The organism is Halomonas sp. OfavH-34-E (assembly GCF_024124525.1).
In the GTDB taxonomy this organism is placed as follows: domain Bacteria; phylum Pseudomonadota; class Gammaproteobacteria; order Pseudomonadales; family Halomonadaceae; genus Halomonas; species Halomonas litopenaei.
Genome location: NZ_JAMXRY010000082.1, coordinates 1 through 11,829, shown reverse-complemented (window position 1 = coordinate 11,829; position 11,829 = coordinate 1). Strand labels below are relative to the sequence as shown.

Annotated in this window: 10 protein-coding genes; all 10 read left to right on the top strand. The window is 67.0% G+C overall.

Annotated elements, in window-relative coordinates:
• On the top strand, window positions 1–1,336 hold a 1,336-nt coding region (locus NH448_RS22355), incomplete at its 5' end, for a chemotaxis protein CheW (protein WP_253029489.1).
• Complete coding sequence (locus NH448_RS22350; RefSeq protein WP_045992359.1) at window positions 1,333–1,836, top strand: chemotaxis protein CheW; 504 nt, start codon at window positions 1,333–1,335, stop codon at window positions 1,834–1,836. The genes NH448_RS22355 and NH448_RS22350, both read left to right, overlap by 4 nt.
• Window positions 1,837–1,901: 65 nt before the next feature.
• Complete coding sequence (locus NH448_RS22345; protein ID WP_045992358.1) at window positions 1,902–3,662, top strand: methyl-accepting chemotaxis protein; 1,761 nt, start codon at window positions 1,902–1,904, stop codon at window positions 3,660–3,662.
• A gap of 92 nt (window positions 3,663–3,754) precedes the next feature.
• The gene (locus NH448_RS22340; protein ID WP_045992357.1) at window positions 3,755–5,902 is read left to right on the top strand and encodes a methyl-accepting chemotaxis protein; all 2,148 of its coding nucleotides are present in this window, start codon (window positions 3,755–3,757) and stop codon (window positions 5,900–5,902) included.
• Window positions 5,899–6,771, top strand: coding sequence for a CheR family methyltransferase (locus NH448_RS22335; protein ID WP_045992356.1), 873 nt, complete (start codon window positions 5,899–5,901; stop codon window positions 6,769–6,771). The genes NH448_RS22340 and NH448_RS22335 overlap by 4 nt, the downstream gene beginning before the upstream one ends.
• A gap of 69 nt (window positions 6,772–6,840) precedes the next feature.
• On the top strand, window positions 6,841–7,899 hold the full coding sequence (locus NH448_RS22330; RefSeq protein ID WP_045992355.1) for a chemotaxis response regulator protein-glutamate methylesterase: 1,059 nt from the start codon (window positions 6,841–6,843) through the stop codon (window positions 7,897–7,899).
• A 41-nt stretch (window positions 7,900–7,940) separates the two neighbouring features.
• Entirely contained in the window at window positions 7,941–9,659 is a 1,719-nt protein-coding gene (locus NH448_RS22325; protein WP_052704318.1) for a methyl-accepting chemotaxis protein, read from the top strand.
• Between the two features lie 41 nt (window positions 9,660–9,700).
• Window positions 9,701–10,090, top strand: coding sequence for a chemotaxis response regulator CheY (gene cheY / locus NH448_RS22320; protein ID WP_045992353.1), 390 nt, complete (start codon window positions 9,701–9,703; stop codon window positions 10,088–10,090).
• Window positions 10,091–10,116: 26 nt separating this feature from the next.
• Window positions 10,117–10,779, top strand: coding sequence for a protein phosphatase CheZ (gene cheZ / locus NH448_RS22315; RefSeq protein ID WP_045992352.1), 663 nt, complete (start codon window positions 10,117–10,119; stop codon window positions 10,777–10,779).
• Between the two features lie 161 nt (window positions 10,780–10,940).
• Window positions 10,941–11,829 (top strand): flagellar type III secretion system protein FlhB (locus NH448_RS22310; protein WP_253029488.1); only part of this gene is annotated, 889 nt, incomplete at its 3' end.

Here is an 11,829-nt window from a genome sequence, read left to right as displayed (position 1 = left end):
CACTGCCCCCGCCACCACGGCTGCCACGACCGCGGATGCCGGCTCGTCCCCGCCGCGCCAGCAGCGCAAGACCAGCGCCAAGCCGGTCAAGGAGGCCAGCTCCATCCGCGTCTCGGTGGACAAGGTCGACCAGATCATCAACCTGGTCGGTGAGCTGATCATCACCCAGTCGATGCTCGACCAGACCGTCAGCGAGCTCGACGCCGCCGCCGATCCGCGCCTGCTCAACGGCATGAGTCTGTTGCAGCGCAATGCGCGGGATCTGCAGGAGGCGGTGATGTCGGTCCGCATGGTGCCGATGGACTACGTCTTCAGCCGTTACCCAAGGCTGGTCCGCGACCTGGCCTCCAAGCTCGACAAGGACGTGGAGCTGACCACCGAGGGCGAGTCCACCGAGCTCGACAAGAGTCTGACCGAGCGCATCATCGACCCCCTGACCCACCTGGTACGCAACAGCCTGGACCACGGCATCGAGTCGCCCGAGGCGCGTCTTGCCGCCGGCAAGCCGGCGACCGGGCGGCTGACCCTGTCGGCCCAGCACCAGGGCGGCAACATCCTGATCGAGGTGATCGACGACGGCGCCGGCCTGGACCGCGAGCGCATCCTGGCCAAGGCCCGCGAAAGCGGCCTGAACGTCTCCGACGCGATGAGCGATGACGAGGTGTGGCAGCTGATCTTCGCCCCCGGCTTCTCCACCGCCGCCCAGGTCAGCGACGTGTCCGGCCGCGGGGTCGGCATGGACGTGGTCAAGCGCAACATCCAGGCCATGGGCGGTCACGTCGAGATCCTGTCGCGCCAGGGCCAGGGCACCACCACCCGCATCGTGCTGCCGCTGACCCTGGCGATCCTCGACGGCATGTCGATTCGGGTCGGCGAGGAGACCTTCATCCTGCCGCTGTCGGCGGTGCTGGAGTCGCTGCAGCCCTCCCGCGACAACCTCTACGCCATGGCCGGCGACGACCAGGTGCTGCAGGTGCGCGACGAGTACCTGCCGGTGGTGGCGGTCCATTCGGCGCTGGACGTGGCCAACGCCCGCACCGAGATCACCGAGACCATCGCCGTCATCGTCCAGGGCGAAGGGCGCCGCTACGCCCTGCTGGTGGACGACCTGATCGGCCAGCAGCAGGTGGTGGTCAAGAACCTGGAAACCAACTACCGGCGAGTGCCGGGCGTGTCCGCCGCCACCATCCTGGGTGACGGCAGCGTGGCGCTGATCCTGGACATCGCCGACCTGCACCGCCTCGACCGCGAGAAGAAACAGCGACGACATCACGATACTCGCGGCGCCCACCTTTTGCCTGAATCCCAGCCCCTGACGGAGGACCTTTCAGCATGAACCAGCACACCGATCTGGCAGCACAGGCGGCCACCGACCTGAGCCATCGTGAATTCCTCGTGTTCTCCCTGGGCGACGAGGAATACGCCATCGACATCCTCAAGGTCCAGGAGATCCGCGGCTACGAGAACGTCACCCGCATCGCCAATGCCCCGGCCTTCATCAAGGGCGTGACCAATCTGCGCGGGGTCATCGTTCCCATCGTCGATCTGCGCATCAAGTTCCGCCTGGAGCGGGTCGAGTACGGCGGCCAGACCGTGGTGATCGTGGTCAACGTGGGCACCCGCGTGGTGGGCATCGTGGTCGATGCGGTATCCGACGTGATGACCCTGGCCCCGGAACAGATCAAGCCGGCCCCGGAGTTCGGCGTGACCCTGTCGTCGGACTACCTGAGCGGCCTGGGCAGCCTCGAGGACCGCATGCTGGTGCTGGTGGACATCGACAAGCTGTTGACCAGCGACGAAATGGCCCTGGTCGAACACGCCGGTGACGGCGCCTGACGCCCTCTACTCCCGATCTATCCGGTCCCTGGACCCTTGAAACGACGCCCGTACAGGAAAGGCACGTGAAGCGACTCAATGACATGACGGTAAGGCTGAGCTGGACGCTGGTACTGGGCACCTTCGCCCTGCTGGTGGCGCTGCTCAGCGCCCTCGGCCTCTATATCACCTCGCTCAGCGAAGACTCGATCCAGCGCCTGAACGAGGTCAACGTCGACCAGCAATCCGCCCTCAACCGGGCCAACTCCCAGCAACTGTTCCTGCAGCTCGAACTGCGCGACATCCAGGCCGGACTGCTCGACGCGGTGTGGCCGGAAGAGCGGGAACCGCTGATCGAGGCAGCGGCTGCCCTCGACGACGACCTGGCCACCCTGGAGGCCACCTTCGCCGAGTTCATGGCGCTGCCGAGCCGCCCCGAACAGGCCGAGCGCATCGCCGCGGTGGAAGCGGCCTTCCGCGCCCTGATCGACCAGGGGCTGATCCCGCAGCGGGCGGCGCTGGCAGAGGGCGACACCGACGCCTTCACCCAGAATCGTGAAGTCCTGATCGCGCTCAGCGACGCCTTCTACCAGTCAGCCGTGGACTTCTTCGTCGCCGCCGAGAGCAACGGCGCCGCGCTCTACGACACCTTCCTCGAGAACATGGGTCTGCTGCAGTGGGCCATCGTCGCCGTGCTGATCGTCGCCGCCCTGACCATCGGCGGCGTGCTCTGGGGTGTCACGGTCAACGTGATTCGTCCGCTGGGGCGGCTGGTCGGCTACTTCGAGGCGGTGGAATCCGGCCGCCTGGACCTGCAGATTCCCGAGCGCGGCAACAACGAGATCGGCCGTCTCTACGCCTCGCTGGCCAAGATGCAGGCGGGGCTGGCCGGCACCGTGGGCGCGGTACGCGACAGCGGCAACCTGATCTACCAGGGCGCCCAGCATATCGCCGGCGGCAACAACGACCTGTCCGCCCGCACCGAACAGCAGGCCGCGTCGCTGGAGGAGACCGCCTCGAGCATGGAGGAGCTGTCCTCCACCGTCAGCCAGAACGCCGACAACGCCCGCCAGGCCAGCCAACTGGCCAACGAAGCGAGCAGCGCCGCCGGCCGCGGCGGCGAGGTGATGCAAAGCGTGGTCACCACCATGCACGACATTCGCTCGGGCTCTCATCGGGTCGCCGACATCGTCGGCACCATCGACGCCATCGCCTTCCAGACCAACATCCTGGCGCTGAACGCCTCGGTGGAGGCGGCGCGTGCCGGCGAGCACGGCCGCGGCTTTGCGGTGGTCGCCGAAGAGGTGCGCAAGCTGGCCAGCCGCTCGTCGGAGGCGGCACGGGAGATTCGCGAGCTGATCGACGCCTCGCTGAATCAGGTCGGCTCGGGCACCGAACTGGTGGATGAGGCCGGCCAGGTGATGCAGGAACTGGTCACCTCGGTCGCTCGCGTCAGCGACATCATGGACGAGATCGCCTCGGCCACCAGCGAGCAGAGCCACGGCATCGGCCAGGTCAACGACGCCATCAACCAGATGGAACAGGTGACCCAGCAGAACGCCCAGATGGTGCAGCAGGCCGCCTCGGCCTCCAACCAGCTCGAGGCCGAGGCCAGCCGTCTGGCCGCCACCATGAGCCGCTTCCAGCTGGCCGACAGCGGGGCCGATGCCGACCACAGCCAGGACGAACTGGCCCGCTGGATGCCGGCACTGCGATCGAGCCAGCGCGACGCCGAGGCCAGCCGCCACGCCGGGCAAAGACCCGGAGCCGGCCAGACCAACAGCAACTCCAGTACCAGCACCAGCCAGCACGACAGCGGCAGCGACGACGAGTGGGAGTCGTTCTGACGACCTCACTCAGGGCTGCCCGGGGACACCCCTAATGACCTCGGGCAGCACCCGCGACAACCACACAAGAAAACGACCATGCAGGGGGCAAGATGCGAAACAATCAACCGACCACCCAGCGGGAATTCGTGCTCGATGACGATCATTTCCTGATCTCCCGCACCGACCTCCAGGGCCGGATCACCTACGCCAACCCGGCCTTCGTCGAGGTCAGCGGCTTTGCCCGCGACGAACTGATCGGCGAACACCATAACGTGGTGCGCCACCCCGAGATGCCGCCGGCCGCCTTCGCCGACCTGTGGAAGTGCCTGCAGGCCGGCAGGACCTGGCAGGGGCTGGTCAAGAACCGCCGCAAGAACGGCGACTACTACTGGGTCAGGGCCAGCGTCTCGCCGCTGGAAGAGGGCGGCGAGGTGGTCGGCTACGCCTCGGTGCGGGTCAAGGCGTCGAGTGACGAGATCGCCCTGGCCGAGCGCGCCTACGCCGACTACCGCGCCGGCAAGCGCCGCCCCCGCTACGCCCTGCGCCAGGGCCAGCTGCGCCGGCGCGGGCTTTTCGGCGCCCTGGGACGGCTGAACCTCAAGAGCATGAAGGCGCGTCTGATCGGGCTGATCGGGGTGGCGGCGGTGCTGCTGGCGGCCAGCGGTGCGATCGGGCTCTACGCCGAGCGTCAGTCGGTGGGCTATTTGGCGTCCATCCACCAGGACGGCCTGCAGGACGTGGCCAGCCTGCAGCGCATGGATCAACTGATCACCCAGGGGTATTCGTCGCTGGTGGGCAAGGAGCGCATGGCGCTGATGGACAAGCGTGAGGAGCACGCCGCCGAGCTTTCGGTGATCCAGCAGAGCCTCGGCGGACTGTGGGAGCGCTATCGCGAGCGCGAGGTCAACCAGACCGCCCTGGCCGACATCTTCGAGCGCCAGCTCAATGAGTACCTGGAGAACTCCCTGGGCAAGTCGATCGAGATCCTCACGGGTGAAGACAGCTATGAGGTGTTCGTCGCCCTGCCCAACCACATCGGCGTGGTAGAGGCCGAGGGCAAGGCGCTGTCCGATCGGGTCACCACCCTGATCCAGGACAAGCAGGCCGCCGCCAACGCCCTGGCGGCAAAAGCCAGTCAGATGCAGCAGACCATGCTGATGGTGCTGGCCGGGGTGCTCGGTGCGGGCCTTTTGCTGCTGGTGCTGATCGGTGGCCTGACCCTGCGTGCCATGCTCAAGCCGCTGCGCGAAGTGGAGCGTTTCAGCCTGCAGATCGCCTCAGGCAACCTGGGCGCCGAAGTGCCCAGCGCCCGGCGCGACGAGATGGGCCGCGTGATCGCCGGCCTCGACGTGATGCGCAAGAGCCTCGGCAGCATCATCGGCGACGTCAACAAGGCCATCGGCCAGGTCACCCCGGCGGTAGCCGATATCGCCAGGGGCAACGAGGACCTGTCGGCGCGTACCGAGCAGCAGGCGTCGTCGCTGCAGCAGACCGCCGCCAGCATGGAAGAGATGACCACCACCGTCGCCCACAACAGCGACAACGCGCGTCAGGCCAGTGGTCTTGCCTCGGACAACGCCGAGCGCACCCAGGCCACCAGCGAGCTGATGCAGCGCCTGGTGGGCAACATGGGCGAGATTACCGAGGGCTCGCGCAAGATGGCGGAGATCATCTCCACCATCGATGCCATCGCCTTCCAGACCAATATCCTGGCGCTGAATGCCTCGGTGGAAGCCGCCCGGGCCGGCGAGCAGGGTCGTGGCTTTGCGGTGGTGGCCGGCGAGGTGCGCAAGCTGGCCGGCCGCAGCGCCGACGCCGCCAGCGAGATCCGTGGGCTGATCGACGACGCCAACCAGCGGGTCGACGGCGGCGCCGAGCTGGTGCGCCAGGCCGAAGCCTCCATGACCGAGGTCATGGAAGCCACCACCCGGGTCAATGACATCATGGCGGAGATCACCGCCGCCTCCAACGAGCAGAGCAACGGCATCGTCCAGATCAACCAGGCGGTGACCGAGATGGACCAGGTGACCCAGCAGAACGCCGCCCGTGTCCAGACCTCCGCCGCCGCCGCCTACCAGCTGCGCGCCCACAGCGAGGCACTGGCCTTCGCCATTCGCGCCTTCCGCCTGAAGGGCTCGGCCCAGGAAACGGTGAGCGAGAAGCGCGAGCGTCAGGACCCACGCACCGACGACAGTGCGCCGCGACGCGAGCCGGCGCCAGCCACCCAGACACACCATGAGGAGTGGGAAGCCTTTTGAACGAGCCCCTGGCACCACCAGGCAGCTGGAGCACGAGCGAGGGGATCCCCTCGCTCGAGCGTGACCTGCTGCTGACCGAGCGCGACTTCAGCCGCATTCGTCAGCTGATCCATGAGCGGGCCGGCATCGTGCTGGCCGAGCACAAGCGCGAGATGGTCTACAGCCGTCTGGCCAAGCGCCTGCGCCATCATGGTCTGACCCGCTTCAGCGACTATCTGGAAAGACTCGAACGACGTCCGGATGCCAGGGAATGGGAGGCGTTCACCAATGCCTTGACCACCAATCTGACGGCCTTCTTCCGTGAGGCCCACCACTTTCCACTGCTGGCCGAGCACGCCAGTGGCCGTACCGGCGGTTACCGAGTGTGGTGTGCCGCCGCCTCCACCGGCGAGGAGCCCTACTCCATCGCCATGACATTGAGCGACGCCTTCAGCGGCAATACCGGCAAGTTCGAGGTCATCGCCACCGATATCGACACCGACGCCCTGGCCCGGGCCCGCGCCGGGGTCTACAGCATCGAGCAGCTCGCGCGGCTGGACGAGGGCCTCAAGCGGCGCCACTTCCTGCGCGGCAAGGGCCGCCACGAGGGCATGGCGCGGATTCATCCCGACGTCAGCCAACGTGTTGCGTTCCAGTCGCTCAACCTGCTCGCCCCGAGCTGGGGCCTGGAAGGCAAGTTTGACGCGATCTTCTGCCGTAACGTGATGATCTACTTCGACAAGCCGACCCAGACGCGGATCCTCGAACGCTTTGCACCGCTGCTCAAGCCCGACGGCCTGCTGTTCGCCGGCCATTCAGAGAACTTCTCCCAGATCAGCGACGCCTTCCGTCTGCGTGGCCAGACCGTCTATCGACTGGCCGGGCGCTGAACGACGCCTAAAGATCCCTCCCCGGCAGCCGATAACACAGATACTGGCCCATCCCCCTAGGAGAGCTGCTTGAGCGCCCCCAAGATCAAGGTGTTGTGCGTCGATGACTCGGCCCTGATTCGCAACCTGTTGAAGGAAATCATCCAGTCCCAGGCGGACATGGAGGTCGTGGCGGTGGCGCCCGATCCGCTGGTGGCGCGGGATCTGATCAAGCGCCATAACCCGGACGTGCTGACCCTGGACGTGGAAATGCCGCGCATGGATGGCCTCGACTTTCTCGAGCGGTTGATGCGGCTGCGCCCGATGCCGGTACTGATGGTGTCGTCGCTGACCCAGGCCGGCTCCGACATCACCCTGCGCGCGCTGGAGCTGGGTGCGGTGGACTTTGTCGCCAAGCCGACCCTGGGCATCCGCGACGGCATGCTCGACTACGCCAATGACATCGCCGCCAAGATCCGCGCCGCGGCACGCTCGCGCCCCCGCCAGACGCGACCGAACCAGGAGCCGCCCAGGCGCCTGTCGGCACCCATCATCGGCAGCGAGAAGCTGGTCGCCATCGGCGCCTCCACCGGCGGTACCGAGGCCATCCGCCAGGTGCTCGAGCCGCTGCCGGCGGCGAGCCCCGCCATCATCATCACCCAGCATATGCCCGGCGGCTTTACCCGCTCCTTCGCCGAGCGCCTGGACCGGCTGTGCCAGATCTCGGTCAAGGAGGCCAGCGACGGCGAGCGCCTGCTGCCCGGCCACGCCTACATCGCCCCGGGTGACATGCACCTGGAGCTGGCCCGCAGTGGCGCCAACTACATCGCCCGGCTGCACGACGGACCGCCGGTCAATCGCCACCGCCCCTCGGTGGACGTGATGTTCGACTCGGTGGCACGCCTGGCGGGCGCCAACGCGGTGGGCGTACTGCTCACCGGCATGGGCAAGGACGGAGCCGCCGGCCTTGTGAAGATGCGCCAGGCCGGCGCTTCCACCCTGGCCCAGGACGAAGCCAGCTGCGTGGTGTTCGGCATGCCGCGGGAAGCCATCGCCCTGGGAGGGGCGGACGAAACCGTCGCCTTGCCTGAAGTGGCGCCGAGGATTCTCGCGCTGGTCGCCGCCGCTGGCCGTGCCCAGCGCGTCTGATGGTCGCCCAGGGACGGGCGTATTCGCTCAAGGAGTTCACCGTGTCACTACTACGCAATATTCGCCTGCACACCCTGATGGTCGTGATGCTGGCCAGCCTGCTGGTCGCCTCGGTCATCGGCCTGGGGATCGGCATGCTGAGCAGTCACAAGGCTGCCGACACCCTGTCGCTGCTCAACCGCATCAACGTCGAGCAGCTCAACGCGGTCAATCGCGGTGACGCCCTGCTCAATGAGGCACTGCTGGAGATCGAGGTCGCCGCCACCAGCCAGCAACTGGATCGGCTGGACAAGGCCCAGGAGCTGATCGTCAGTGCCGAGTCCCACTTCGACCGTTTCGCAGCGGTGCCGCGCACCCCCCAGGGCGAGGCCGTCGGCGGGCGCATCGAGGACCGCTACCCGGTGGTCATGGACGGCGCCGTCAAGCTGATCGAGGCACTGCGCGAGGGCAACAGCGAAGGCTTCGAGGCCGGTAGCCTGGCGCTTGCCCCCGAACTTGCCGAGCTCAACCAGGCACTCGATGCGTTCAGCAGCTACGCCGACGCCCGCGGCAACACCATCGTCAGCGACTTCGAGCGTCAGTCACGCCTGGACCGCGGGCTGGAGCTGGCGGCCCTGGCGATGATCCTGCTGGCCATCGCCGGCGCCTACCTGCTGTTGAAAAGCCTGGTGATCAAGCCGCTGGCACGGGCGGTGGAGAGCCTGGACGCCATCGCCCACGCCGACCTGTCGCGACCGATCCAGGTGCGGGGCGACAACGAGATCAGCCAGCTATTTCGTGCCATGCAGGAAATGCAGCACAAGCTTGGCCAGACCGTCAGCGAGGTTCGCCGGGGCGGCACCCGCATGGCCAGCGGCAGCCACGAGATCGCCTCGGGCAATGTCGATCTGGCGACCCGCACCGAACAGCAGGCGGCCTCCATCGAACAGACCGCCGCCAGCATGGAGCAGCTCACCACCACGGTGTCCCAGAACGCCGACAACGCCGGCCAGGCACGCCATCTGGCAAGCCAGGCCTCGACCACTGCCGAACAGGGTGGCCAGGTGGTCAGCCAGGTGGTGGAGACCATGGAAACCATTAGCCAGGACTCGCGCCAGATCAGCGAGATCACCGGGATGATCGATGCCATCGCCTTTCAGACCAACATCCTGGCGCTCAACGCCTCGGTGGAGGCGGCACGGGCCGGCGAACAGGGCCGCGGCTTCGCGGTGGTCGCCGGCGAGGTCCGCAGCCTGGCCAGTCGCAGCGCCGAGGCCGCCGGTCGCATCAAGTCGTTGATCGAGACCTCCACCAGCCGCGTCGACGGTGGTACCCGACTCGCCCGCCAGGCCGGCGAGACCATGGCAGAGGTGGTCAGCTCGGTGCGCCGGGTGCTCGACATCGTCGACGAGATCGCCGTGGCCTCCCGCGAGCAGAGCGACGGCATCGGACAGATCGGCCAGGCGGTAGTACAGATGGACCAGACCACCCAGCAGAACGCCTCGCTGGTGCAGCAGGTGTCACGCGCCGCCGAAGACCTGGCACTGCAGGCGCGCCAGCTGGCCGCCGAGGTGGAAGTGTTCCGCCTGCCAGCAGGGCTCGAGACAGATGGCCCTGACATGCCGTCAAGCGCGCCGGGGCAGCCGCTGACCGCGAGAACTGGCAGCGGCCCTGACGACCTTGATAACGATGGCCGCAGCACAGACAGCAGCGATGGTCGCCGCGAGCCCGAGGCCCGCGCGAGCCAGCGACACGACGAAACCGAATGGGAGGCCTTCTAGGCCTCCACCCCAAGCGATAACGACGACGAGGACCCGTATCAATGGCCGACAAGAACATGCGCATCCTGGTGGTGGACGACTTTCCCACCATGCGCCGCATCGTGCGCAGCCTGCTCAAGGAGCTGGGCTTCACCAATGTGGAAGAGGCCGAGGACGGCCAGGACGGCCTGGCAAAACTGCGTGAAGGCGGTTTCGACTTCGTGGTCTCCGACTGGAACATGCCCAACCTGGACGGCCTGGAGATGCTCAAGGCCATCCGTGGCGACGATGCCCTGAAGTCACTGCCGGTCCTGATGGTGACCGCCGAGGCCAAGAAGGAAAACATCATCGCCGCGGCGCAAGCCGGCGCCAACGGTTACGTGGTCAAGCCGTTCACCGCCGCCACCCTCGAAGAAAAACTCAACAAGATCTTCGAAAAGCTCGGTATGTGACGCCCTGGCGCCACGAGGAGACAACGATGACACAACAGCAGATCGCCAGCGCCGCCCCCGGGCCCAACGCCCAGGGCGACGACCTGGTCCAGCGCATCGGCCAACTGACCCGCATGCTGCGTGAAAGCATGCGCGAGCTGGGCCTGGACAAGGAGATCGAAAAGGCCGCAGAGGCCATCCCCGACGCCCGAGACCGCCTTAGCTACGTTGCCACCATGACCGAACAGGCGGCAGAACGCTCGCTCAACGCCATCGACCGCGCCCAGCCGCTGCAGGATAGTCTGAGCGAACACGCCAAGGCGCTGGACGATCGCTGGCAGCAGTGGTTCGACGCCCCCAAGGAGCTCGACGAGGCCCGCGACCTGGTCAGCGACACCCGTGCCTACCTGACGATGGTGCCGGAGAACACCCAGGCCACCCAGAAGGAGTTGCTGGAGATCCTGATGGCCCAGGACTTCCAGGACCTGACCGGCCAGGTGATCAAGCGCATGATGGACGTCATCCGCGAGATCGAGGACCAGCTGGTGCAAGTGCTGATCGACAGCGTGCCCGAGAGCGAAGCCCGTGACAGCCTGCGCCGGCGCAACGAGGATTCGTTGCTCAACGGCCCCCAGGTCAAGCCTGAGAGCAGCGACGTGGTGGCGAGCCAGGATCAGGTCGACGACCTGCTCGACGAACTGGGTTTCTAGCCGCCTCGCAGAGGGCCGCGCGCCTACCATCCCTTCCCGGGATCAGACAGGGCTTCCCCCATCAGGGGGTAAGCCCTCTTTCTCGTCACCTTTTCGGGCCTTTGAACTGGCCTGCCCAAGGGACAATGGGCCATACCAGAACTTGTGCCCGTTGATCCCCCATGGCCGACAGCTCCAGCGATCAGGAAAAGACCGAAGAGGCCACCCCGCGACGCCTTGAGAAGGCGCGCGAGGAAGGCCAGGTAGCGCGTTCGCGGGAACTCGCCACTTTCATGCTGCTGCTCGGCGGCGTGGTCGGGCTGTGGTCCATGGGTGCCATGCTCTACGGCCAGCTGGGCAGCGTGATGGAGCAGGCCTTCCTGTTCGAGCGCCGCGAGGCCATGGAGACCATGCCGATGCTGTCCCAGGCGCTGGACCTGGGCAGTCGCACCCTGCTTAGCCTGATTCCGCTGTTTCTGCTGCTGACCCTGATCGCGCTGGTGGCGCCGGCGCTGCTCGGCGGCTGGCTGGTGTCGGCCAAGGCGCTCAAGCCCCAGGCGTCGAAGCTGAACCCGGTCAAGGGCCTCAAGCGCATGTTCTCCACCCAGGCCCTGGCGGAGCTGGGCAAGGCCATCGCCAAGTCGGTGCTGGTGGGCGGGGTCGGCCTGGGCTTCGTCTACCTGCATCGGGGTGAGGCGCTGAGCCTGATGGAATTGCCCATCGCCGCGGCGCTGGCGGCATCGATGAAGCTGGCCGCCGAGGCCAGCGCGCTGATGGTGCTGACCCTGGTGGTGGTGATCCTGATCGACGTGCCCTACCAGCTATGGAGCCACGCCAAGAAGCTGCGCATGAGCAAGGAAGAGATCAAGCAGGAGCACAAGGAGTCCGAGGGCGACCCCCAGGTCAAGGGCCGCATCCGCCAGCAGCAGCAGGCCATGGCCCGAGGCCGCATGATGAGCCAGGTGCCCGACGCCGACGTGGTGGTCACCAACCCCACCCACTACGCGGTGGCGCTGAGCTACCGCGAAGGCAGCATGGGCGCACCACGGGTCGTCGCCAAGGGCGCCGACG

Coding starts and splice junctions, on each gene's coding strand:
- NH448_RS22350 (WP_045992359.1), top strand. CDS start 1,333: ATGAACCAGCACACCGATCTGGCAGCACAGGCGGCCACCGACCTGAGC.
- NH448_RS22340 (WP_045992357.1), top strand. CDS start 3,755: ATGCGAAACAATCAACCGACCACCCAGCGGGAATTCGTGCTCGATGAC.
- cheY (WP_045992353.1), top strand. CDS start 9,701: ATGGCCGACAAGAACATGCGCATCCTGGTGGTGGACGACTTTCCCACC.
- cheZ (WP_045992352.1), top strand. CDS start 10,117: ATGACACAACAGCAGATCGCCAGCGCCGCCCCCGGGCCCAACGCCCAG.